Genomic DNA, 23,884 nt, shown 5'->3' on the forward strand with positions numbered 1-23,884 from the left:
AACTTCTAACTGTCATCCCGTGATTGTAGCCACGGTATGACACTTTAATACATTTACCAGTCTACTTATACATTAAGGCCCCTTCGTCTAGCGGTTAGGACACCACCCTTTCACGGTGGGAACACGGGTTCAAGTCCCGTAGGGGTCACCATTCTCTATTTTCCTATAAATTAAGATTATTGAGGTAATAATTATTACCTCAATAATCTTAATTTAGATTCTAATTATAACTAGAAATTAAAAAAACATTAATCATAAAATAATAGCTGAAACTAATAACTTTTAATGCTTTAAAAAATTTAGTTGAAAACGTAAATTTCAATTAGAGCTACACAATACAGCTAATAAAATCTTATGAAGTATATTTATGAAAGCAGGTAAGTTTTTTTAATCCAGTTAACTATTCTCAAAATATAATTATAATCTATCTTTTACCGGTTATTCGTTAGGTGCTTGGTTTGCAGAGCTTAGTTTATATTTTGGTCATAGAGATTTTAATTATTTAAAAGCAATAGCTTTTGATAGTCTGGGTTCTGCAAAAATTATGGATAACTTTAAATCAAATGTTTATATTCATGGTCATAAAACTGATTGTGATGTAAGAAATCTAAACATAACAACTTATTTATCTACAATGAATTTTGTGAATATTTGCAACCTGCATATTCATAAAGCATATAAACTATTCCCTAAAATTACCGCAGCTGAATATAGCAGTAAAATAAATAAAGCTATATCTATTAAAAATTATATTCCTCTACTATCATTAACTGGTGACTTACTTGATTCAATGCTAGATAGTTTTGATCACGAAACAGGTAAACCTATAAAATATGAGAAAATATTAGATTGGCCTTGCATAGAATATGATCCTAAAGATGACACATTAGGTAAGAAAGCAATAGATAAGGTGCTTAATTTTATACCTGTTAATAGTATTGATTAAAGATTTTGGAAGTAAATTAATACATAGAAATATTATAGCACAACATTGGGAGGTTTAGACCAATTTTTAATAGTAAGAATATCACCGGTGTGGACAATTTTAGAAGTTTATAAGCATTTAGAAAATGATTCTGCACAAGGATAACCATCAAAAAAAGATATAATATCTGCTAAAGATCAATTTAAACTTTCTTACAAAGGTCCATTACCGCTAGCAAGAAGTAAATTTGTCTACTGATATAATAAATAAATGAAGTAGTGATTGGTTATTTAGGGCAACTAGCAGAATTAAACCTTTTGAAGCAAAAGAAATATGAAAGATCGAAATGCTTACACTTCTGACTATATAAAAACATAAACAGTAATTTACCTCCTTTATCAGTTTATAGTCTTATTATTTGTAAAAAAGTATTGTAAGAAATATTTTAAGTAAAGAGCAATGTGTAATAATTAGTGTTTTTGCCGGAACAGGTAAAGAGTACGCTAGCTATCATTGTAAACAAAGAGAAGAAGCGAAGAAAATAGTACATTTTATTAATGTAGATTTCGCATATAAAATCCTTGAAGCATATAGATTAACTTGCCAAAGAGTTTACTATTTACTTAAACAGATGAAAGGGAAGAAGACATAATAAGATGGTAATACTTTCATGTACTAATTGGTACATGAAAGTATTACCAATTTAATTCAAATACATTATTTATTTTTGATAACGTAGAAATCATTTATATAAAGACATTGAGCATTATATTAAAGGTATAATGAATATATCTAAAGATTAAAGCACAAACAATAATTACTACTAAAAATAATAAATAAAGTGATGATATAGAAAATATTACATTAGAGCCTTTTAACCAAGATGAAGCAAATTGAGAGAAATCTTTAGGGAACAGGTTAAGTAATAAAGATATTAATACTTTATTAAAAGAACGTGGTGATAAAGAGTCCGTATGACCATTTCAATTATTGAAAGTGGTAGTGTATTAAAGTAAAATCAATTACTTAGATCCTGATTTTTCAGCATAGATTTTTTTTAAAAGAATTAATAGATGAAGCTACAATAATCTATAAAAATATTAGAAGCATTGTCATTAATGAATATTATGTGAGTTTGAAGAAACATTAAAATATCACAAAAAAGTATTAAAAATATTTTAAAAATTATATCATGATAAATATCATGATATTGCAAGGTCTATAAAATAATATCAAAGAAGCTTAAGGAAATGATACAAACAGGCAATAGTAATAAACAAGCTTATTAAATGTTTATACAAACTTCAGGTTTAGATTATTCTAGTACTAAGGATAAAAAGTTATCTTGAGGTACCAGAATTTATAAGAAATAATGAAATTAGAGAATTTATATTATAAAGAGGCGATTTTGAGGAAGTTACATTAGAAATTAAACAAAAATTACAAAAAAATTAAATATTTATTAATGTTGTTAAAGGGAAATAGAGTAGTTTTGCGATTTTAGGAAATTGGGGAGTGAAAGGTTATTTAAGTGCTAATTACTTAGTAAAACAATTAAGGGCTTTATCTAATGCTAAGAATATAGAAAAATAGCCCCAAAATGTTGTGTTTTGAAGTAATTGCTTAGGAGCGGTTAACAGCTCTAATAAAAACTTCACTTGTGTAAAAGAATTTACTAGAGCTTATTCTGAACTACAACAAAGATAACAAATGAGCATCCTAAATATTGTATTGACGGATATTAGATATTACAGATCTGTGTCAAATTGCTAGATAGTAGTTAGTGTATCTATGTAACTTTATTATTATGGACAAAATCAGATTTATCCATTAAATTTTTAGCAATGTTGCTCTCTGAAAGCTTAACTGATTGAAAATATTTGGAGACAAGTTTTATCACTTCATCACAAAATTCATCTTGTAATTCTTTACTTGTGATTAATTTTTGGTGTTGAATTAATTTTATAGCATCAGATTTTTTATGCTCTAAAAATTCTTCAATTTCTTTAGTTTTTTCTTGAATGATTTTTTTTGTAACTTTATTGCTTTCTTCTATCATTTGAGAGCGTAAAGTGTCTAATTGCTTTATTTGTGCGTTCGTTTGTTCAAAGAGTAAGATAGCATCTTCTTTTAACTTTTTAGCTTTTAGAACTCTTTCTTGGATTTCTAAAATCTTAACATCTAAAGAATTTAAAATAGCTTTTTTTGCCGGTTTATAAATTAAATATACAAAAATTACAAAACTAACGGCAAGACAGAAGTTTTCATCTAGGAAATTCATTATTTTATTTTTTTTAGTAAATCTATATCTGCTTTAGTTCCAGCTACTTTTTCAATAATATTAACTGCAAGTTTTATGATTGCTTCGCTTTTATTAGTTCTAAATTGCTTAGCAGCTAAATTTATATCTTCAATATTTTTATTTATAGAATTTTTTAAATCTTGTTCTAGATTCTTTTTTTTTATTAAGAATTCTGATTCTAAAGAGTATATTTTTGCTTTTTTTAGCCTATCTATTGCGGTATTTGTTTTTTCTACTTCCTCATTATAATATTTATTTAGCTTTTCTACTTCTAAGGTCAGTATATCAGCTTGTGTAATATTATCTTGAATATTTGTCTGTCTGTTATTAAAAATTTCTTCGGCTTTTGGAATGATAAATTTATAAATAAAGATATACAATAAGCCGAAAGTAACTATAAGCCAAAAAATTTGTGAATAATATGTAGCAATATCAAATTGAGGCATCTTATTTAAAATGAATTTTAAGAAAAAATAAGTAACATAGCAATCACAAAGGAAAAAAGCCCTATTGCTTCAGCAAGACCTGCGCCGATAAGAGCCATTCTTTGTAAGTTTTCTGCAGCTGCAGGGTTTCGTGCTATTGCATTAAGTAGAGAGCTAAATATATTACTAACTCCTAGAGCCGCACCATACATACCGATAGCCATAAGTCCTACACCAATAAATTTTAAAGAAACTATATCCATACGAAATTCCAACTTTAATTAAAAATATTTAAGACTTCTTAAAATTTGCTTATAGAGAGGAATTTGAAGGAGACACGGAACGCAGAACCGCAGGGTACACAAACGTACTTTATGATTCGCGTTTTACCGGATCGATGTACAAATTACCTCTAGAAGTAGAGTTTTATAAGAAGTCTAGTGTAAATTAATCGCATCATTAAGATACATACAAGACAAAATAGTAAAAATATAAGCTTGAAGTACTGCAATAAAAATTTCAAATCCAATCAGTATAACCATAAGAGGGATTGATATAAATTTCAAGTAAATCATTAATGAAATGGTAAAACTAGCTATTACTTTTAATAACACATGCCCTGCCATCATATTAGCAGCAAGTCGCAAAGATAAACTAATCGGTCTTGCTAAATATGTAAATAGTTCAATTACTATCATTAGCGGTGCTAACCATAAAGGGGTACCGTGTGGTAGAAAAAGAGTTAAAAAACGTAAGCTGTGTTTTACAAAACCGACTATAGTTATCGTTAAAAATACTAAAATTGCCAAGGCAAAAGTAACGATAATATGACTAGTAACAGTAAAGCTATATGGTGTCATACCAAGTAAATTACAGAATAAAATGAAAATAAATAAACTAAAAAATAATGGAATAAATTTATGTCCTTTTGCTCCTATATTCTGATTTAACATATCAGCTACGAGATTATAAACTATTTCAGCACTTACTTGTAATCTAGAAGGTACTAACTTCCAGTTATAAAAAGCTAAGTAAAAATAAGTTAAAGCTAAGATACTAGCAAGTAACATATAGATACTTGAATTAGTAAAGCTGATGTCAAAACCGAAAATTTTAATTTCTATCAATTTTTTGATATCAAATTGTACTAAAGGGTTAAGAGTCATTTTCTTACTTTTTATTATTTACTTTCTGCCTTATAATATTAAAACCGGCAATCATTCCTATTATTGTAAATATAATCAGAAATAAAGGTTTAGAATAAAATAACTTATCCGTGAATATTCCACTCGCGACACCTACCATTGTACCTGAAACTAAATCTATGGCAATAGTGAATGAACTAATTTCTTGCTGAACTTTAGGATTAAAAAGTCTAGCACTTTTAAAGTCTTTAATTCTTGCTTTGATATTGTTTAGTTTTTCCGTATCCACATCCACAGTTATACTCGTTTAATTTGAAAAATTGACTACGTCGTCTATATTAAGTTCTACAGTGCTCACATGCTAAATGTATGCCTCCGCTCCCTCACTTTATAGACTTCTTGCTCTTTTCCAAATTAAACTTTGTCTAGCAATCCTAATATTAAATTATAAATTCATCTCATTTTTTTGCTTTTTCTTTTTGCTCATCTAAAGCTTTATCCACTGCCTTAGCAATATTATCTATACTATAATTTTTGGTTTGTACTCCGTTAACGAAGAAAGAAGGAGTACCTATAAATTTTGGTGTTTTTGCTACTAAATTAGTATTAGCAATTAGTGTTTCAGTAATTTTATCGCTATTTAAGCATTGTTTATATTCTTCTGGAGAAATGCCACCAAGCTTACCTATATCGGTTAATAATTCTCTATATTTATTGCTATATGCCCACTTATCTTGTTGTTTTAATATAATATTATGAAACTGTACAAAACTATTTATATCACCCTTGCAACGGGCTAAAATTGCAGCGTCTAAATCTTGTTTTGTAGCAATAAATTCACGAACGACATATGCAATTTTATTAGTATCAATATATTTTTTCTTAAGTTCCGGAAAAATGGTCTGATGATAATAAGCACAATGTGGGCATGTAGGAGAAAAATACTCGATTACTATAACATTTGATTTTTTGTTACCGAGAACCATATCATTATCATCAACTTTAAAAGTGACTTTAATAGGCTTTATTTTAGGATCTTTGTGTTCTTGTGAATCCGGCGTTGATACTTCATTAGTTTGATTGTTATCATTAGCAGGTACTATCGATTCAGCTGCATTTTCAGAATTTATAGCTTCTTGATTTATTTTTTGAGAAGTTTCGTTATTTTGTACAGTTTTTTGCTCTATTATTTGTTTCTCCTCGTGGTTCTTACCCTGTACTTTTCCTTCTGAATAGCTACTCAAAAATAATAAAAATATTAGCACAATAAAAATACTTTGCATATTTATTCTTACCTTAATATTAACGTTAACTTTATTTACAATAAGATTGTATCAATTTTATTTCAATAAAAATATCTACTTTATAATAAAAGTAAAATATGCTATAAGAAAATAATAGTCTAATATTAAGTTCTTAGGCACTAAAACCACTACGGAGGAATTAATAATGGCAAATACAACACAATCCGAACATAAAACTAAATCCGAGTTTAAAATAGGGCAACGAATTGTCTATCCTGCACATGGAGTGGGTGAAATAACAAATATAGAATATCATACTATAGCAGGTACTGAAATTAAAGTATATGTAATTTCCTTTGCTCAAGATAAAATGACGTTAAAAGTTCCGGTTAATAGGGCTACAATTGTCGGTCTGAGAGCAGTCGCAAGTAGAAAAGATTTAGATGTCATATATTCGACTCTTCAAGGTAAACCAAAACAAGGAAATAGAATGTGGAGTAGAAGAGCACAAGAATATGAAGGCAAAATTAACTCAGGTAACATTGTAGCTATAGCTGAAGTATTACGTGACTTACATAAAAATGTCGATAATGATCGTTCTTACAGTGAAAGAACACTCTATGAATCAGCTTTAAATAGACTTGCAGGTGAACTTGCTATCCTTGAAAATATACATCCAACCGAAGCAATTAATAAGTTAGTTGAAGTATTGCGTGAAAAATTAGTAGCGTAGCTGCACTTTTTGTCATTGTGAGTAGACATTGTTGCGTAGAGCAAAAAACACGCTCTAGGTTGTCCCGTGTCTTGACCACAGTATAAAGTACTAATAATCTTAGTATATTTTTAACTGTGTCCCGTGATTAAAGCTGCGGGATAACAACAGAAAGCTTTAGACACATAATAAAGCACGCTTGCAATGTGAGACGACAAAGCTGTACTAACTAACCTACTAAAAGATAGTTCATTCGGAATTTCTCAAGGGACGCAGTAACTATATAGTCAATAAATTCTTTTAACAATTTTGGGTCAGTTACTTCCTGTCCTTTATCGTCACGAGCAGTTAAGAGTTTTGAATTAATCTTTTCAAGAATTTCTTTTTTAATATCATTAATATTATGAGTACCGTCTAACATTTCTAAAATATATTTTTCATGTAACGCTATACCTATCATATCATTAAGTCTATTAGTGATGCTAAACACATTAGTTGCATTATTAAAATGTGCTTGTCGTGCTTGGTATCTTGCAAATTCACCAGTTTTAGGTTTTTCGGTGATAGTAGTTATAGTATGTGGTTTAGTCTCAAATATTTTTAGATAACCTTGAAAAATGAATTTGATAAAATGTTGCTCTAGTGCAGCTAGGAAATCTTGTAATCGATATTTACCAAGCTTTTTAAAAGCTTCTTTTGCTACTTGTTCTAAGCTTAAAGGATTGCTAATATTTTCAGCATATACATATAAAATAGCTTTTATAATTGGTGAAGTGCTTGAAATAAGAGGGTTAGGTAAATTTTCATAATAGAAGCTGATATTTTCTTGTTCATTAGTTAAATCAACCTCTTTTTCCAGAGTTACCGGTTTAATATTAAGGCTAGTATAAAACTCTTTTAAATTGTTAAATTCAATTTTTCTGTTTATAGGTATGTTTTTATGACATAACAATGTCGAGCGAAACTTTCTATTAGTAATAAAATCCATATATTGTTCCGTACGAACAATATCATCAATAACTTGTAGCTTTTCTGCTGCCTGAGCAGGTAAATTACCGATAAACATTGAAGCAAGCGACGCATCTCCTAAGTAATTTAAATGATTTCTTTGAGCTTTTTCTATGAATTGGTTAAAATATATACCTGTATTAATTTCGCCTAAATATTCATGTAGTACGTATGAATCAGTATATGCAGATAATAATTTTGTTTCTTCACGTAAAAATCTAGAATAAGGTGTTGTGGCACTTTCTAATGAGTCATTGATAAACTTTAAAAGTAATCTAGCTTGTTGTAACTTATCGTGGCTATTATTAAAAAGTTCTGAGTGAAACATCATCATTTCACGTATTGTTCGCTGCATATTCCAACCAGGCAGAGTATTATAACTTACAAAAGCTATACCGTTTGGATTTAGCAGCTTATTACAAACTTCAAGTATTTTATTTTGTACTTCTTCAGGTACCCATGAATATACGCCGTGACAAACTATGTAATCAAACTTACCGTATGACTCGTTAAGGTCCAATATAGATAATGCATTTAGTTCGACATTTTTTATTTTCAAATCACTGATAATTTTTTTGCCTAATTCTATTTGTGTTTTGGATAAATCAATACCAAGAGAATTTGATTTAGGATATGTTTCAGCAAAGTTAAGTAGATTAACTCCAACCCCGCAACCGATATCAAGTATTTTAGCAGTTTCAAGAGATGGTGGATTTAGCCCAAATAGCTTGCCGATAGTTCTTAAATATGGCGGAGAAGTATAACTGAAAGTAAATGGGGGATAAGGTACTTCATCATAGGATATTTTATTTGTTTGTTTTGTCATAGTAGTTACATAAGTTAAAAATTAATTTTAAGCAGTTTCAAAAGATTAAGCAATACATTTATTATAGCTGCTGCTAGAACGGATAATGTGTTTATTTACTTTTGAAAAATTATAGAGTATGCTAATTTAGGTTATTTGAACATAATACAAACTATTATAATTTAATCAATTGTGCTTTACTTGCAAAATTTTCTATACTTTCTAAATTGGTAGTGGTAATCCATAACTGCAAATTTAAATAGGTAAAAAATTCAGTTAAATAGTCACGTCTTTTATCATCTAGATGCACAAAGACTTCATCCAAAAGTAAAACCGGTGCTATTTTAGTTAGCTTTATAGCATAATTCATTTCAGCAAGAATTATCGCAATTAATATGGCTTTTTGCTCACCGGTAGAACAGAGTTTTGCTAAGATGTTTTTCTTTTTATGCTTCACTAGAAAGTCACTTTTATGAACTCCAAAACTAGTGCGACCAATTAATTTATCTTTGTTTCTTGTTTTATAAAGTTCTGCCGTAATAACACTAACAATATTCTCTTCACCATCTAATATTTTTTGTTCGACAATGCCGTCAATTGATAAATCAGCTTTTGGAAACTCATTTTCAAGATTATTTATTGTTTGCTGCATAAATTCTAAGGTTTTTAAGCGGTTAACAGCAATATGGTTAGAAATATCAGCCATCTTTTCTTCGATGATTTTCAGCCAATTATCATCTTGTATTTCTTCTGCTAGAATTTTATTTCTCTCATGCATATAATATTCATACTTGCCGACTAATTCTGCATGCTTTGGATCAAAATTATAAACTATTCTATCAAGGAATTTTCTTCTTTCTACTTTTCCACTTGTAAAGATTCCTTCCATTTGCGGAGTTAACCATACCATACTAGTGAATTTACTTAACTCGTTATTAGCTATTTTACTTTCGTTATATTCGGTTATTCTTCTATTTGAACTAAGCTTGAATTGTGTAGTGAACTCTGCAAGCCCTAATTTACTTTGTAATAAGGCTTTAATAGAGCAATGATCTTCTGAAGTTTTGCATATATCGGCAAGTTTAGCTGACCGTAGTCCTCTTCCTGGATAAAACAGTGATATTGCTTCTAAAATATTAGTTTTACCGCTACCGTTTTCCCCTATAAGAATTATAGGGGTATTATCTATTTTCAGTTCAAGATTTTTAAAATTACGATAATTCTCAAGAATTAAGGAGTGCAGAAAAATATTTTTCATTTAGTAGAAAAAAGAGAAGAATAGTTAAATTGATATACCACCACTTTTTTTAAAGCCGGCATAAGTTTTTTTAAGTTTTTTAATAAGTTTAGGTGAATATGATTTAATGTCTTTTTCCTTGCCGCCTTCATATTTTTTAGCGAGTTTCATTCCACCTCTGATCATATTATAGGCAAAGTTCATTAGCTTTGTTTCGCCTGCTATTCTTTTTGGGTTCATAAACATATAAATTTGATAAACAGCAAAACTTTTTAATAAACGTTTTAAGTCTATTCTAGCTTGTTTGGTTAAACCTTGCAATTTATCTTTTGGTTTTGCAAGGTTTTTATTAGCATCTCTAACTATTTTAGAATGTTGATGCATTAAATAATTGCTGACTTCGGCAACATTCTTGTTAATGAGCTTCTCATCCACTTTAAGCATTTTAAGCTTTAAGTTCTTAGTTTTACCTAAATACTTACGGATTAATAAGATAATTCGGCTTTGCAGTTGAGTCAAATCCATAGTTTGTTCGTTTAAGATAGCAAGCATTTGCTCTATCTCATACTCAAATTTTTCATTTTGGCTTAATTCTTCAAAAATTTCCTCTACTTCTTTACTCTCAAGCACAAGATCGTCACTAATACCCATTAATGCATCTTTTATTTGATTGGCGATTTTTTTGGTATCTTCAGAAAAGTGATTATTTGTCATAATCTAATTCATTGTTAAATATAGCTTATTTATACTAGCAACTCATTTCTACTTGTCTATAAAAATTGCATTAAGAGATATTAATTTGAATATAATATTAGATATTTTTTTTCTGCGTCACAATTAATAATTGCCTAAAAAATCTACATTTTCTTTAGAAAATGTTGCTATATTCCATGAATGATATTTATCTTCTGACTCTTCTCCTATCATTTCTAGCCGTTATCACGTTATAAAACACTATTTATGTTGATTCTTGTACTTTTTGTTACAGATACTGTTTTTTTTGACCTGTGGCACTTACAAAACTTAGCTTGTTTTAAAGATAATATCGTTAATTTTGAAGATAATTTAATTGCATCTTAAGTATTGCTTTGTCATTTGTTTATTATTGTCGATTTTTGTTCATTGATCAAGTTTTAAATTTTAAAAGCTATTGATGTATTTAGTTGTATCAATTAGTATTTGATAATAATTCTTCTTATCGAGTTCTATATTTGTTTTAACAGAACCAAGTTCAGCAGCTTTTTTATATAACTCTATTAGATTATTGATCTGGCATCATTGTGGATATTTTAGCTTCTTGGAAGTAAGTTTCATCTTTTGGTAATGGAATTTTATCTAATTGATGCTTAAAGATTTCTCTTTCTATTTATAAGATACTCTTTGTTTATGTTCTTGAGGTATAGCTTCAAAATCGTTTTTTAATAATTCCTCTAATTTGTTATAAGTATCTATTATCTCTTGTCGTGAGGATATTTCAGAATTGAGCAGCTTTTATTATAATTACTAAGTTAATATCTTCTTGCTTCTTGCTAATTTCTGTTATAGAAGCAATAATATATTCACATAAGTTTTATATTAGTGCTTGTTAAAAATTCTCTTAGCTAAATATATTATTAACTTCTGCGCTATCTAATATCTAAAGTTTTGTTAGTTTTTATTTGTTATTATAAAATTCTGAACAGCTTCATTTAATTTTTTAAGAAACGAATCTTTAGTATTATCTATTATCGCTATAAAAGCTACTAATAATTCTTTAATTTATATTATAACCTGGCTACCTAGCTAGATAAATTATCAAACCACTCTGAAGAATTAATTAAATTTGATAGTACCCATTTTTAAGGGCAGTGAAGTTTAATTTATTTTGGTACTACTTAATTCCTTGTATGACAAACACTAAAAAAATTAGAAGATCTTATTTTAGATTTTGAAGAGAGAGAATATTTTAGTACAAGTAGTTTTTATTACTCTAGATCATGAACATGATACCAATTGAGGTGTTAAAAAAATATTTAGAAAAATAGATGTTAATTTTATAGGTTTAATATGAAAAGTACAAGATATTGAACAATTAGCAGATCAATTTAAGGTAATTTTATACATTAAAAATATTCGATCTAATTTTGTGTATTTAATTTAGTAGTCAGGGCAAATTTTTAAAGCATTATTACTTATGATTATCAAAAAATATTGATTAAATGTCATTCCTAGCTAAAAGCAGGAATTCAGAAAAAAGTAAGACAGTTTTAGTTATATCAGTTTTAAAACCAATGTTATTTGTGTTTTTGACTGTAGATTTCTGCTTTCGCAGGAATGACACACATGAGCCATGCTGTATGAAGTTATCTAAGCATTCCCTATTTGTGATGAGAAATGTATTTCATCAATACCTAAGTGCTTTAATGCATTATGCCACTTACTTTCAGGATTATCGGCAAAAATAAATTCTTTATTACAATCCATAACTAGCCATAGATTTTTTTCTAATTCTTCTTCAAGTTGCCCCGATTTCCATGCAGTATAACCGACAATGAATAAGCTATTTTTAGGTCCTTTACCGAAAGCTATATCTTCCGAAATTTCTAAATTAGAGCTTACTGCTAAATCATTATGGAAATCCAATAACAAATTTTTATTATAATCACTAGAATGAAGAAAAAAACCTTTTTCATGTTCTACGGGTCCGCCAAGATATATAGGAACCATAACGGGGTTTGTTATTTCATCATTTTTTATTTTAAAAAACGATTTTAAATCTATATGATTTACTAAACGATTAAAAATTAATCCTATTGCTCCTTCTTCTGTATGTGATAACATATAAATTAAGGACTTATGGTAAATGCCCTTTGTAATTACATGCGGTGTAGCAACAAGTGTTTTACCGGATAAGTTATGAAAAATTTTATCGCTCATAAATAAAACTTATTATTATAATAATTAACATATAAGATTTAAATCAAATTATTCAATAGAAGCTAACAATAATGATCACATTTTTTGATGTTACTATTTTTGCTATTATTACTATTTTCTCATTTTTCGGGTTATATCAAGGTATAATCGGGTTTTCAACTAGAATACTCGGTTTTATTACTTCCATAATGCTAGCATATTTCTTATATCCATATATTTCTGAATTAATCGGGAAATATATGGATAATGAGGTTATAAGAATAATTATTGCTGGTGTTATATCTTATGTTATTTCTTTAATTTTATGTGTTTTTATAGTTTACAAATTTCTTACTATAATTTCATTTATGAGAAATGGTTTTATTGACAGATTCTTAGGTCTATTAGTAGGATTTGCTATAGGTGTTACTATCTCGGTAGTACTATTTTTTATAACAATGATTTTTACTTCTGAAAATTATTTTAAAAGTAAATCTTTAAAAGATTTTATAGTAAGTAGCAAACAGCACAAATATTCAGGAGTGTTGAAAGTTTCCGTTACCACTGATTATTTAGATGAATTAAGTAAAAATATTATAGTTATAATTCCAAACGAGACTTTAAAATCTATTGAAATATTTGAAAATAGAGACTTAAATAATTTCAAAAACTCTCTTAAGAAATCAAATGGTTCTAACGATGATGAGGATGTATTTTCTCAAGAATTATAAGGTGAGCTTTTAATATAGATGATGAATAAAGTGTTATTCCATGGCTCGAAAAACGCATTCGATGCCATTAACACTTTTGCACGAATGGCATCGAATGCGTTTTCCAATCCACTAAACAAGTATCATAACTCTACTGCCATTAAACAAATTTATTTCCTTAAATTGCATCAATCGCTCAATCATAAATAGTTAATTTATTAATTAATTATTGTATATCGTAAATAAATATACTATGCAATAAGTTAAGTGATAAAACTATTAAAAACAACAAGTTATAGGGGGAATAATGACTATTAAGAAAAAACTTTTTTAATAAATTTTTACTAGTCACCAATAGTATTGGACTACTTGCAAGCATGAAAAGCTTGGCAGTGGATATTGCTGTCGTAGGAGTGACACGTTTATATGTGGAATCATGGTTCTTTGCAGCATAATGGAGGTAATTATGCTCAACAAAATGGTGATAATATTATTCTAACAGAGAATAGGCAGAACATAAATTTTGATACTAAGTATTAATATAGGTAATAATTAATCTTTACACTAACCTGTTACAATATATAGTACCTGGGTTGCATATTTTCATAGAAAATAGCTTCACAATAAGCAGCCTAAGGTAAAAGCTAGATTGATAATTACTTTGGGAACACTACAAGTACACTGAAAGTCGGTTATAATGTAGGTGCAATTTTACTTACGGCTCCATAAGAATATTGAGCTACTTGCAACGTATAACTGTAATTGACGCAGCAAATATACTAATACTAGCCATCAAGAGGTTCATTAAAGTATAATAGCTTATAATTCCCTAACCGGTTTTAGTACTAATTTCTTGTTACTAAAAATATTAATTTTAGAAAAGAAATTACTTTTCGGCTTTTTAAAATCACGTTTATAATCTTCACCGGTAACGGCATTATAGCTAGTAATTAAAGAAGGTATAACATCATTATAATATATTTTATAAAGGTCTTGCATAGTTTCTTTGGTAGTTAAATATCCCCATTTTATGGTTTGTTGAGGTACTCTTGCTAAGGCTTCAATGCAGGCTATCGCTTCTTCAATTTCAGGGTTTTTATTTTTATACACGTCAGCTGCTGGTGATAAATTAGCTTGCATATCTTTAAACATAGCATCAATCATTAATGCCATATATTTATCAGTTTTAAATTTTTTCACAAATATTAGATTATGCCTACTGCTATAATTTAACAGCCGAAATTTATATATAAAAATCATGAATTTTATAGCGTAAACTTTTAAACCGCTAATTTTATTTGCATTATAAAATTTAAGTTTCATTTCATATTCTAGCTGCTTTTTCATACCTGCTTTAAGGAGCTTATAAAGCAAATTATGACAATGTATTATATCATTTCTTCTAGCAATTCTTACTTTATCCTTAGCTTTAGTACCGGAAAAATTAGCCGAATGGCGGGTAATTTGCTTACCTCTATCATCTCTTTTTATATCGGCAAAATGCCCAAGTTCTTGAGCTGCAATAATCTGGAGTCTTGCTACTGCCGCAAAGCCGTTGCCGTAAGTCGGATGATCTTTATTGTTTTCAGCAAAAGGATTACCGCCGCATGAAACAAAAATAGCTACATTCTTGCCGTTAGTACTTTGCATGCCGCTATTAGCTCCTACCCGTTGCCAGTTAACCATATCCATCATATTACCAATATTATGTGAATAGGTAAGGAATACTTCCGTCTTATTAAGAAGAAGCCACCTTATTACAATCGGATGAGCAGATTGGACAAAAATACGTGCCAACATTTCAGTTACTTCTTTCTTAACTGGCTGTAGCTTTTGTATTTGTTTTTTTAAATTTTCAAAAATTGATTTTATTTTCTGATCTGAAAGGGAATTTCTATATAAACTTTGAAAAAGCTTGGTAGTTTCAGGGATTAAATGCGGATTTGTTAGTTCTTCTTTACTAACCATTAAGCTTATATTAAGAGCGGGATCGGTAAACCTTGCAAAATTGCAACAATCATCGGTATCTATTCGTAATTTACCGGACTTAATTAATTGCATTGCTAAATGCTCATACTCTATTTCCATGTCCTGCTTATAAATAGCAGGAACATGTTCAAGAATGTGGTATATGCTGGTCATCTTGTTTATTTAGTAATTCTAGTAATTTACAACTGCTATTTCAACGTCATCTCTAGAATGCGAACTATTTATATTAAAAGATAGTGTTACAGCTTCAAATACCATTTCAATTTCAGGTACTTCTTCTAATATAATTTGCAAAAACTTTAACAATATCTAAATTAAGGAATATTGTTTCAAAGCAATCTTTAAAAAATTTCTCTGACAATTTTAACTGTAATTTAAGTAATGCTTTTTGTTTATTCTCTTAATTTTTAATACATGTGTTAATTGCATCTTTCCTAAAAAATAAATGAGGATAATCCTTTAGAACTTGTGTCATCAGTGCTGGATATTGACTACTAAAATATTTGAGACATTCCTCATTATCATATATGAATATTTTATATGCTAAGAATAAGAAGAAGCAGCCTTGCTCTTCTTAAGTAAGTTTATCTGCATAATATTCTTGATTAAAAAATCTTCAATTCTTCTTCTGACCACTGTTAAAGCAAGTATTACTTTTTGAAAAATTGGTTTGAGAGATCAACTGAAATGTAAGCTATATTTATACTTTTCAACTTTCGATTTTTGCTTCCTCAGTTATTTTTTGAGATTCAGGTATTTACTTTTCTATTTGCCATAAATCATACTCTACATTACCAGGCGTACTTTTCATTATATATATCCATCCCACATTATTAATTTTTGAGATTTCCACACTCCTTAAATTAGAAAAAATAAAGCTAATTTCTGTAAACCTTGCCCTATAGGTCGGTTATATCAGATTGTTTATTAATCGTTAATTAGTAAGTAGACCTGCTAGCTTTGTTTCTCTCCTAGAGTTAAGCATATTATCACTGGCATCATGAGCTATTACAGCAGTGGACAATATGATGTAAAACCGGCTGTTGCTATAATCACCAAGGTAACAAAGCCATTTTATAACAGAAATAGGCTCCAGAAGTTTCAAATCCCCTGCATCAGGAACTACTAAAGCCGCTACTTTTTTTATATAGCAGTAACAAATACATTGTGTAAAGCAATATTAAAACGCAGATTTATGTACTAAGGCTTTAGTAAAAACAATAATGGTAGCCTGGAGCAGCACAATGATTAGTTTGCCCAAACCTATCACCCTGCTTGAGCATTAATTGAACTGATATTTGCTATACGACTGTAATCTTGGTTTCGCATCTGCTCTATCACTCTACTAGACATATTGAAACAAGAATTAACATTAATCACATCATTCCAATCTTGATGACTCATTTTTGTAGCATTTTATCTTTGGATAATACTGACATTATTTCTCCTTATATACTTATCTTTAGTGTTACTATATCTATAATGCTGTGAGATCGTTAAAATTTTGAAAATCCTTAGTAACATTCAGCTTCTTATGAGCATCTTTAACAACGTTTTTGCTTAGTAATTTTGCTACACTGTCAATTTCTGTTTTTATTTTCTTTGAAAGATTTTTTGAGATTATTTCATATTCAAGGCATTAAAACTATTAATAAATTTTACTGCTTCTTTATTTAATATTTAATTTTAGCAAAGCTCAGGTTTATTTTCACCATCTGGTCTATGTCGATCACTCCTCTGATGGCATTTAAATATTGCATTTCAACAGCTTCAGTGCTTAAAACCTGTGATTTGTTAGGGTTCTCTCTCGACCTTCACATTAATATATGAGTACTACCCTCTTTTCTTTCAATTTTGATAAGCTTTATACCAGTAAGTTTTTACAATGTCTCAGTAAAATTACCGTTTTTAACTGCTTTATTGAGCTCTTCTCTATTAGCTCTTAAAGGTTTACCAAATTTACTACTATCTTTTAAAAATTCTTGAGTTGTATCAATTTGTATAATTATTTCATCACTTGTGATTTTAATTTAAAATAATTATATATTAATTATCTATTAAAATATATTATTTATATGAACATTGATAAATTTACTGCACATGCTAAATTAGTGATAGCTAGTAGTCAATCGCTTGCTGCTAAAAACGATCATCAGCAAATATTATCTTTACATTTATTATCTAGTCTTTTAAGTGAAGAAACAGGCATTATCAGGAGTATTATTAATAATGTCGGTAGTGATTTAAATATAATACACACTCAAGTCAAAACAGAGCTAAATAAAATACCGCAAGTACAAGTTGCAGGCGGAGGACAAGTTTATTCTTCTGCTGAAGCTCTTAAAGCTTTAGAAAAAGCAAGCAGCCTTGCTAAAGATAGTGGTGATAGTTTTGTAACCATAGAGCGTATACTTGAAGCATTAACTTATGATAATACGATAGCCGGTAAAATTTTAACGAATAACGGAGTTAGTAGTAAAAAAGTAGCAGCTAGTATTTTGCAGATGCGCAAAGGTAAAAAAGCTGATACCGCATCGGCAGAGAATAGCTATGATGCTCTAAAAAAATACGGCAGAGATGTAACAGAGCTTGCAGAAAGGTGCACGCTTGATCCAATAATCGGGCGTGATGAAGAAATAAGAAGAACCGTGCAGGTACTATCACGACGTATGAAAAATAATCCTGTATTGATTGGTGAGCCTGGAGTTGGTAAAACTGCTATAATTGAAGGTTTAGCTCAAAGAATTTTTAGCAAAGATGTACCTGAATCGCTTATGAACTGCCGTATTATTGAGCTTGATATGGGAGCATTAATAGCAGGAGCTAAATATCGAGGCGAATTTGAGGAGCGTCTTAAAGCAGTACTTAGTGAAATCAAAGAATCAAGCGGTGAGATTATTTTATTTATTGATGAATTGCATCTATTAGTCGGTACCGGTAAAACCGACGGTGCTATGGATGCATCAAATTTACTAAAGCCGATGCTTGCTCGTGGTGAGCTACACTGCATCGGTGCTACTACTTTAGATGAATATCGTAAATATATCGAGAAAGATGCGGCACTTGCCCGCCGTTTCCAGCCTGTTTACGTGAGTGAGCCGACGGTTGAGGATACTATATCAATACTTAGAGGAATTAAAGAAAAATATGAGCTACATCATGCCGTGCAAATTTCTGACAGTGCAATAGTTGCAGCAGCTATGCTTTCAAATCGTTATATTACCGATCGTTATTTACCTGATAAAGCTATTGATTTGATTGATGAAGCTTGCAGTCGTATGAAAATAGAATTGTCAAGTAAACCTGAAGAGCTTGATGAATTAGATCGTCGTATTATTCAGATAAAGATTGAGCTTGCAGCACTTAAAAAGGAAAATGAAGATCATTCTAAAAAGAAAATTACCCATTTAACAGAAGAACTCAAAAAGTTAGAATCTAAATCATATGATATGAATGCTAAATGGCAGGCAGAAAAGTCTAAACTACAGCAAGCCCAAAAACTCAAAGAAGAGTTAGAACGAGCAAGAATCGATCTAGAGCGTGCCGAGCGTGATGCTAATCTTGCTAAAGCTAGTGAGCTAAAATACGGAATTATACCTGAGATTATGAAAAAGATTCAGGAAGCTGAAAGTATGGATCATAAAGGGTTGTTAAAAGAAATTGTATCGGACAGTGATATAGCAAGTATTATCTCTCGTATTACCGGAATCCCGATTGATACTATGCTGTCAAGTGAGCGTGAGCGTTTGCTTGTAATGGAGCAGAAATTACGAGAATCAGTTATAGGTCAGGATAAAGCTATTAAAAGTGTTAGTGATGCGGTTAGAAGATCACGTGCAGGTATTCAGGATATTAACCGGCCTCTTGGTTCGTTCTTATTCTTAGGACCTACCGGAGTCGGTAAAACTGAGCTTACCAAAGCCTTAGCCGCTTTTCTTTTTGATGATCGTAATGCAATACTTCGTGTAGATATGTCGGAATATATGGAAAAACATACTATTTCTCGTCTGATAGGAGCTCCTCCGGGCTATATTGGGTATGATCAGGGCGGGGTACTAACAGAAGCAGTAAGACGCCGTCCTTATCAGGTAATATTATTTGATGAAGTGGAAAAAGCACATACTGATATTTTTAATATTATGCTGCAAATACTTGATGAGGGAAGATTAACTGATAGTCAAGGTATAACGGTTGATTTTAAAAATACTATTATAGTTTTAACATCTAATTTAGGTGCAGAAATACTTGTTAACCAAAAAGAAGGTGAAGATAGTGATAAAGTTAAGGATGAGGTTATGGAGTATGTTAGAGCAGTATTTAAACCTGAGTTTTTAAATAGGCTAGATGAGATTATATTATTCCATCGCCTAAGTCGTAACAATATCCACGACATTGTTAAGATACAACTTGAAAGTTTAAAGAAAATTTTACTAGCACAAAATATTACTCTTGAATTTGATGAATCTGCATTAAATTATTTAGCTGAAAAAGGCTATGATCCAAGCTTTGGAGCTAGACCCTTAAAACGCCTTATTCAGCGAGAAATACAAAATAATTTAGCTAAGCTGATTTTAGCAGGCGCAATAAGTAGCGGTAAAACAGTTAAAATAAGTAGAGAAAAAGAAGAGCTAAGGATAAAGCTTGTGAACTAGGTCTAGTTAAAAATACTAAAACTATTAGTACTTTGAGTTCTTTTACTAAATACTGTGGCAGACAATGTCTTTAAAACTTTAGTTAAATTTATATTTATAAAATTTAGGATAAGATTTAAATCTTATCCTAAATTTAGGGTTAATAACTTTCAATTTCAACTGAATTTATTACTTCTCCTGAAAATTTATAATAATCACTACTAGTAGAGTTAGGAATTTGTAAGTCAAATAATGGTGTTTTTTCTTCTTTATACAGATCAACTAAGTAAGAATTTGTAATATCTGTAACTATTGGCGATAAGTAGTTTGTTGTTTCAATAAGTTTATTAACAGCATTTTGTCCGTCTTTTAATATTTTATCGACTAGTTTTTTATCATTATAAAAAGTATTGACGGCACCTATTAAGGTTGTTGATATCTCATATATAATAACACTGTTTTTAATTATATTGGTTATATTAGAATCTAATTTTGCTGTTTTAGAAAAAATTAAAGAAATAATAGTAGGATATTTCCTAAATACATTAGGTAATTCTAAAAAATTATTTACAGCTGAATAGGCAGAATTTGTTGCTTCTGAAAAACAATTAAATGCTTTGTATATGTTTTCATAATTGTTATTGCTCATAAACTTACCTCTTTTTTATATAGATAATTACCACAAAATATGGTTATTATTATAATACCACTAAATTAAGAAGTGTCAATATTAAAAATTATATAGTAAAATGATTTGAATACTGTAGCACGTTGTTTGTCGACTTGCCTATTATTTATAGGCTTCGCTCCTCACGTCTGTCACAAAATGGGGCTGAGTATACTATATTTCTTCCAAGTTCCACCTAGCTTTTGGACAGAAATTCAAAGGAGTAAATAACTTATTATTATAACGCTCAAGTCCTGCATATGCAATCATTGCGGCATTATCAGTGCATAAGTGGATAGGTGGATAAATAAGCTGATAACCATATGTTTTAGCACCACTACTTAATATTTCTTGTAAATATTTATTAGCAGCAACACCGCCAGCAATTACTATATTTTTCTTATCACAATTATTGATCATTTGTTCATATGCTCTAATAGCGTCCTGTAACTTACTACTTAGAATTTCTCCTATTGTGAACTGAAAACTTGCTGCTATATCATTAACTACAGTATCATTAATTTCCTTTAGACTCATTATTAAAGTACGTACGGCAGTTTTAAGTCCTGAAAAGGACATATTGCAATTGCCGCTGTTAATTATAGGTTTTGGAAATTTATATTTATGAGAATTACCAAATTTTGCTCTTGTCTCAATTTCAGATCCTCCAGGAAAACCTAAATTTAACATTTTTGCTACTTTGTCAAAGGCTTCGCCTACGGCATCATCTATAGTAGATCCTAGTATTTTATATTTTCTAAGTCCTAAGATTGCTACAAATTGGCAATGTCCACCTGAAGCTAGCAAGAGTAAATAAGGATAAGGGATATTATCGGTTAATCTTGCGGTTAAGGCATGACCTTCTAAATGATTAATTGCAATAAATGGTTTTTTTAAAGCACTGCTTAGCGATCTTGCAAACATTGAACCCACTATAACACCGCCGATTAAACCGGGACCGGAAGTCGCAGCAATTGCGCTAATTTCTGTTAATTTAGTATCACTTTCTTTTAAAACACTTTTTAATGCTTTATCTAGATTCGATAAATGAGAACGTGCAGCAATCTCAGGTACTACCCCTCCAAAAACTGCATGTTCTGTATTTTGTGAAATGATTATATTAGATAAGATTTCTCGGTTTTCGGTGATTATAGAAACAGCTGTATCATCACAGCTTGATTCTATACCTAAAATTTTTGTCATTCAAATTAACATTAATTAGATACCTTGAAGGTATTTAATTGATTATACAGCTTATAAATAGATTGTTCAGCATCAATAATTTTTTTATTAACTATTTTTAGTAATTTTTCTGAAGATTTTTCTGTTATTTGTGTTGCAGAACTTATTTGCTCCGCTAAATTTTTAAGCGATTCTTGTATTTCTACAAAAGATTTTTTAAATTGTGCTTTAATTGTAATAGATGATTCTTCAAGCTCTTTAATTTTTAAGCATAAATTTTCTAGAAGCTGATCTATTTTAGTTTGCATTAAGCTCAATTTTTGCTTTTGTTTTTCACTAAGATAACTTAAAGTTTCTTGCATTTTTGCCTGTATCCGTACTTTTGTAGTACGTTCGAGTTCTGAAGCTAAACCGACTTTACTCATTAAAAATATTATCCATTTGTGAACGTCAAAATGATACCATTTTGCACCGTTACGATAATCTGAAGGAAAAGCATGATGGTAATTGTGCCAATTTTCACCGAGTAAGAATAATGACATCCACCAAATATCTCCGGCAGTGCCTTTATAATATTTTTTACTACCGATAAAGTGGCATAAAGAATTGACGCAGAATGTTGCTTGTTGTTGCAGGAATCTACCGAGTCCCATAAATAAAAATCCTGCATATGCTGATTGCATAGTACCGCCGACTAAATAACCGATAAATAAAGGTACGACAATATTCATAAAAGCTGCTATTTGCCAATAATATTTTAGCTGCCATTTTAATAAATTGTTCTTCCCGTGCTTAGTCCAAGTAATGCGATCAATAGATTTATAGCTACCGTTTCCAACCAACATCCATCCTATATGAGACCACATAAAACCTAAAAATTTATTGTCAAATTTTAAAGGAGTATGCGGGTCTTGATCTTTATCTGTAAAAGCATGATGTTTATAATGATTCGATGCCCAAGATAAAGCCGGTCCTTGTAATGTTCCTGCAGACAGCATAACTAAAATAAACTCGGCATATTTATTTATTTTATAAGAATTATGAGACCATAGCCTATGTAAACCGATCCCAACAGTAATATTATTAATATAATAGCTAGCAACTATAAAAATAACTTCAGCTAATCCTATTCCATAATCAAACAAATATTTAACTATAAGAGATATAATAAAAATAGGATAAAATATTAAAGAAAATAAAGCAGGCTTATTTAGTTTACTTAACATAAAATTTACGGTTTTTAGTTATAAAAAAATCGGTAACGCATAAGATGTATAATCTTATTTAGTATACAAAAATATAATTAATGGATATTAACATACTTAATGTATAAATACAAAGAAAATTTTGGCTTATTTAGTTAATTTAAAATTTAGGCGAAAAAAGTTGCTATCCTTACCATTATTTAAACAATCACCGATAAACCAAATGGTTTTAATAATTTAATTGTCTTTTCCTGAACCTCTCAATCCTATTTGGATGAACATCTTATAGATGTTCATTAAAGGCCTTTTAGTTTTCTATAACATTTTATTTATTTCTTGATGTGAAAATACTTTATTTGAAAACTGAAAAAAGTAGTAAAATTTTAAACTCAGTAGGACCTAAATCAATATTTTTATTCTTAAATTTAATAAAATGTTATCTTGTAAAACTGATTTAGATTGTCTCAATAAAACTCTTTAAAGTAACCTATACTATTGCTCCGATAAGAAAGGCTTATAAAATAGCACGTTATTGTCTATTAATTGCTTGTTTGATAATAAAAAGATTATGGGTGTTTTAGCAAATTTATTAATTTTTTCTAACGTTAATTTTGCACTAATAATCATGATAGTAAGTGGTTGACTGAAAAAATAAGTTAATACTTTTTCTATAAGTTGAAGTCCTAATTATATATATAATATTTTTACTTCTAAAGAAATATTAACACTTTTTTATTTTTTTCTTCTATAATTAAAACTTTAGGTAATAGCTATAAACACTGAATTAATCTGCATTAATATT

General features: G+C 29.5%; 19 protein-coding genes, 1 tRNA gene and 2 pseudogenes. 7 read left to right on the top strand and 15 right to left on the bottom strand.

Annotation, left to right across the window (positions count from 1 at the left end):
• Positions 1 to 76: 76 nt before the first annotated feature.
• Positions 77 to 151, top strand: a tRNA-Glu gene (locus A1E_RS00080).
• Between the two features lie 393 nt (positions 152 to 544).
• On the top strand, positions 545 to 946 hold the full coding sequence (locus A1E_RS00085) for a hypothetical protein (RefSeq protein ID WP_012148170.1): 402 nt from the start codon (positions 545 to 547) through the stop codon (positions 944 to 946).
• A gap of 1,768 nt (positions 947 to 2,714) precedes the next feature.
• Here A1E_RS00085 and A1E_RS00090 read toward each other — a convergent pair.
• The 3 genes from A1E_RS00090 to A1E_RS00100 are packed head-to-tail and all read right to left on the bottom strand — an operon-like array spanning position 2,715 to position 3,915.
• Positions 2,715 to 3,206 carry a F0F1 ATP synthase subunit B gene (locus tag A1E_RS00090; RefSeq protein WP_012148171.1) on the bottom strand — a complete coding sequence of 164 codons (492 nt, stop codon included), beginning with the start codon at positions 3,204 to 3,206 and terminating at the stop codon, positions 2,715 to 2,717.
• Positions 3,206 to 3,673 (bottom strand): F0F1 ATP synthase subunit B family protein, encoded by a 468-nt coding sequence (locus A1E_RS00095; protein ID WP_012148172.1) that lies wholly within the window; start codon positions 3,671 to 3,673, stop codon positions 3,206 to 3,208. The genes A1E_RS00090 and A1E_RS00095 overlap by 1 nt, the downstream gene beginning before the upstream one ends.
• 17 nt (positions 3,674 to 3,690) lie before the next feature.
• The gene (locus A1E_RS00100) at positions 3,691 to 3,915 is read right to left on the bottom strand and encodes a F0F1 ATP synthase subunit C (protein WP_012148173.1); all 225 of its coding nucleotides are present in this window, start codon (positions 3,913 to 3,915) and stop codon (positions 3,691 to 3,693) included.
• Between the two features lie 41 nt (positions 3,916 to 3,956).
• Here A1E_RS00100 and A1E_RS07210 point away from each other — a divergent pair.
• Positions 3,957 to 4,091, top strand: a pseudogene (locus A1E_RS07210) (palindromic element RPE1 domain-containing protein); the annotation flags it as partial.
• Here the strand turns inward: A1E_RS07210 and A1E_RS00105 are convergent.
• The 3 genes from A1E_RS00105 to A1E_RS00115 all read right to left on the bottom strand — a co-directional run bounded on the left by A1E_RS00105 (position 4,090) and on the right by A1E_RS00115 (position 6,080).
• Positions 4,090 to 4,818 (bottom strand): F0F1 ATP synthase subunit A, encoded by a 729-nt coding sequence (locus A1E_RS00105; RefSeq protein WP_012148174.1) that lies wholly within the window; start codon positions 4,816 to 4,818, stop codon positions 4,090 to 4,092. The pseudogene A1E_RS07210 and the gene A1E_RS00105 sit on opposite strands and share 2 nt — an antisense overlap.
• A gap of 4 nt (positions 4,819 to 4,822) precedes the next feature.
• Positions 4,823 to 5,086, bottom strand: coding sequence for an AtpZ/AtpI family protein (locus A1E_RS00110; protein WP_012148175.1), 264 nt, complete (start codon positions 5,084 to 5,086; stop codon positions 4,823 to 4,825).
• A gap of 169 nt (positions 5,087 to 5,255) precedes the next feature.
• Complete coding sequence (locus A1E_RS00115) at positions 5,256 to 6,080, bottom strand: DsbA family protein (RefSeq protein ID WP_012148176.1); 825 nt, start codon at positions 6,078 to 6,080, stop codon at positions 5,256 to 5,258.
• 166 nt (positions 6,081 to 6,246) lie between these two features.
• Between A1E_RS00115 and A1E_RS00120 the strand changes: the two genes are divergently transcribed.
• Entirely contained in the window at positions 6,247 to 6,774 is a 528-nt protein-coding gene (locus A1E_RS00120) for a CarD family transcriptional regulator (protein ID WP_012148177.1), read from the top strand.
• A 208-nt stretch (positions 6,775 to 6,982) separates the two neighbouring features.
• Here A1E_RS00120 and A1E_RS00125 read toward each other — a convergent pair whose 3' ends face one another.
• The 3 genes from A1E_RS00125 to A1E_RS00135 form a co-directional block, all read right to left on the bottom strand.
• Positions 6,983 to 8,587: a class I SAM-dependent methyltransferase gene (locus A1E_RS00125; protein WP_012148178.1), complete on the bottom strand. Its 1,605-nt coding sequence runs from the start codon at positions 8,585 to 8,587 to the stop codon at positions 6,983 to 6,985.
• A 154-nt stretch (positions 8,588 to 8,741) separates the two neighbouring features.
• On the bottom strand, positions 8,742 to 9,824 hold the full coding sequence (recF, locus tag A1E_RS00130) for a DNA replication/repair protein RecF (RefSeq protein ID WP_012148179.1): 1,083 nt from the start codon (positions 9,822 to 9,824) through the stop codon (positions 8,742 to 8,744).
• A gap of 24 nt (positions 9,825 to 9,848) precedes the next feature.
• Positions 9,849 to 10,517 (bottom strand): DUF5394 family protein, encoded by a 669-nt coding sequence (locus A1E_RS00135; protein WP_012148180.1) that lies wholly within the window; start codon positions 10,515 to 10,517, stop codon positions 9,849 to 9,851.
• Between the two features lie 1,176 nt (positions 10,518 to 11,693).
• Between A1E_RS00135 and A1E_RS06680 the strand changes: the two are divergent.
• A pseudogene (locus A1E_RS06680) lies at positions 11,694 to 11,980 on the top strand (SCO family protein); the annotation flags it as partial.
• Between the two features lie 169 nt (positions 11,981 to 12,149).
• Here the strand turns inward: A1E_RS06680 and A1E_RS00140 are convergent.
• The gene (locus A1E_RS00140) at positions 12,150 to 12,719 is read right to left on the bottom strand and encodes a YqgE/AlgH family protein (RefSeq protein WP_012148182.1); all 570 of its coding nucleotides are present in this window, start codon (positions 12,717 to 12,719) and stop codon (positions 12,150 to 12,152) included.
• A gap of 71 nt (positions 12,720 to 12,790) precedes the next feature.
• Here A1E_RS00140 and A1E_RS00145 point away from each other — a divergent pair, with 71 nt between their 5' ends.
• Positions 12,791 to 13,429 carry a CvpA family protein gene (locus tag A1E_RS00145; RefSeq protein WP_012148183.1) on the top strand — a complete coding sequence of 213 codons (639 nt, stop codon included), beginning with the start codon at positions 12,791 to 12,793 and terminating at the stop codon, positions 13,427 to 13,429.
• Positions 13,430 to 14,227: 798 nt separating this feature from the next.
• Here the strand turns inward: A1E_RS00145 and A1E_RS00150 are convergent.
• Complete coding sequence (locus A1E_RS00150) at positions 14,228 to 15,550, bottom strand: DUF2748 family protein (RefSeq protein ID WP_012148185.1); 1,323 nt, start codon at positions 15,548 to 15,550, stop codon at positions 14,228 to 14,230.
• 1,113 nt (positions 15,551 to 16,663) lie between these two features.
• Positions 16,664 to 16,801, bottom strand: coding sequence for an SDR family NAD(P)-dependent oxidoreductase (locus tag A1E_RS06685; RefSeq protein ID WP_231259243.1), 138 nt, complete (start codon positions 16,799 to 16,801; stop codon positions 16,664 to 16,666).
• Positions 16,802 to 17,472: 671 nt separating this feature from the next.
• Here A1E_RS06685 and clpB point away from each other — a divergent pair.
• The gene (gene clpB / locus A1E_RS00155; protein WP_012148187.1) at positions 17,473 to 20,049 is read left to right on the top strand and encodes an ATP-dependent chaperone ClpB; all 2,577 of its coding nucleotides are present in this window, start codon (positions 17,473 to 17,475) and stop codon (positions 20,047 to 20,049) included.
• Positions 20,050 to 20,188: 139 nt separating this feature from the next.
• On the opposite strand, the gene A1E_RS00160 is transcribed toward clpB, so the two are convergent.
• The 3 genes from A1E_RS00160 to A1E_RS00170 all read right to left on the bottom strand — a co-directional run bounded on the left by A1E_RS00160 (position 20,189) and on the right by A1E_RS00170 (position 23,103).
• Positions 20,189 to 20,677: a DUF5424 family protein gene (locus tag A1E_RS00160; RefSeq protein WP_012148188.1), complete on the bottom strand. Its 489-nt coding sequence runs from the start codon at positions 20,675 to 20,677 to the stop codon at positions 20,189 to 20,191.
• 192 nt (positions 20,678 to 20,869) lie between these two features.
• Positions 20,870 to 21,898 carry a tRNA (adenosine(37)-N6)-threonylcarbamoyltransferase complex transferase subunit TsaD gene (gene tsaD / locus A1E_RS00165; protein WP_012148189.1) on the bottom strand — a complete coding sequence of 343 codons (1,029 nt, stop codon included), beginning with the start codon at positions 21,896 to 21,898 and terminating at the stop codon, positions 20,870 to 20,872.
• An 11-nt stretch (positions 21,899 to 21,909) separates the two neighbouring features.
• Positions 21,910 to 23,103 (bottom strand): fatty acid desaturase, encoded by a 1,194-nt coding sequence (locus tag A1E_RS00170; protein ID WP_012148190.1) that lies wholly within the window; start codon positions 23,101 to 23,103, stop codon positions 21,910 to 21,912.
• Positions 23,104 to 23,884: the final 781 nt, after the last annotated feature.

This window comes from Rickettsia canadensis str. McKiel, assembly GCF_000014345.1.
In the GTDB taxonomy this organism is placed as follows: domain Bacteria; phylum Pseudomonadota; class Alphaproteobacteria; order Rickettsiales; family Rickettsiaceae; genus Rickettsia; species Rickettsia canadensis.

What these genes read in the sequence shown, in the direction of transcription:
- A1E_RS00105 (WP_012148174.1), bottom strand. Translation starts at nt 4,818, where the DNA reads ATGACTCTTAACCCTTTAGTACAATTTGATATCAAAAAATTGATAGAA.
- A1E_RS00100 (WP_012148173.1), bottom strand. Translation starts at nt 3,915, where the DNA reads ATGGATATAGTTTCTTTAAAATTTATTGGTGTAGGACTTATGGCTATC.
- A1E_RS00125 (WP_012148178.1), bottom strand. Translation starts at nt 8,587, where the DNA reads ATGACAAAACAAACAAATAAAATATCCTATGATGAAGTACCTTATCCC.
- A1E_RS00135 (WP_012148180.1), bottom strand. Translation starts at nt 10,517, where the DNA reads ATGACAAATAATCACTTTTCTGAAGATACCAAAAAAATCGCCAATCAA.
- clpB (WP_012148187.1), top strand. Translation starts at nt 17,473, where the DNA reads ATGAACATTGATAAATTTACTGCACATGCTAAATTAGTGATAGCTAGT.
- recF (WP_012148179.1), bottom strand. Translation starts at nt 9,824, where the DNA reads ATGAAAAATATTTTTCTGCACTCCTTAATTCTTGAGAATTATCGTAAT.
- A1E_RS00150 (WP_012148185.1), bottom strand. Translation starts at nt 15,550, where the DNA reads ATGACCAGCATATACCACATTCTTGAACATGTTCCTGCTATTTATAAG.
- A1E_RS00090 (WP_012148171.1), bottom strand. Translation starts at nt 3,206, where the DNA reads ATGAATTTCCTAGATGAAAACTTCTGTCTTGCCGTTAGTTTTGTAATT.
- A1E_RS00160 (WP_012148188.1), bottom strand. Translation starts at nt 20,677, where the DNA reads ATGAGCAATAACAATTATGAAAACATATACAAAGCATTTAATTGTTTT.
- A1E_RS06685 (WP_231259243.1), bottom strand. Translation starts at nt 16,801, where the DNA reads ATGAGTCATCAAGATTGGAATGATGTGATTAATGTTAATTCTTGTTTC.
- tsaD (WP_012148189.1), bottom strand. Translation starts at nt 21,898, where the DNA reads ATGACAAAAATTTTAGGTATAGAATCAAGCTGTGATGATACAGCTGTT.
- A1E_RS00095 (WP_012148172.1), bottom strand. Translation starts at nt 3,673, where the DNA reads ATGCCTCAATTTGATATTGCTACATATTATTCACAAATTTTTTGGCTT.
- A1E_RS00115 (WP_012148176.1), bottom strand. Translation starts at nt 6,080, where the DNA reads ATGCAAAGTATTTTTATTGTGCTAATATTTTTATTATTTTTGAGTAGC.
- A1E_RS00140 (WP_012148182.1), bottom strand. Translation starts at nt 12,719, where the DNA reads ATGAGCGATAAAATTTTTCATAACTTATCCGGTAAAACACTTGTTGCT.
- A1E_RS00170 (WP_012148190.1), bottom strand. Translation starts at nt 23,103, where the DNA reads ATGTTAAGTAAACTAAATAAGCCTGCTTTATTTTCTTTAATATTTTAT.
- A1E_RS00120 (WP_012148177.1), top strand. Translation starts at nt 6,247, where the DNA reads ATGGCAAATACAACACAATCCGAACATAAAACTAAATCCGAGTTTAAA.
- A1E_RS00085 (WP_012148170.1), top strand. Translation starts at nt 545, where the DNA reads ATGGATAACTTTAAATCAAATGTTTATATTCATGGTCATAAAACTGAT.
- A1E_RS00145 (WP_012148183.1), top strand. Translation starts at nt 12,791, where the DNA reads ATGATCACATTTTTTGATGTTACTATTTTTGCTATTATTACTATTTTC.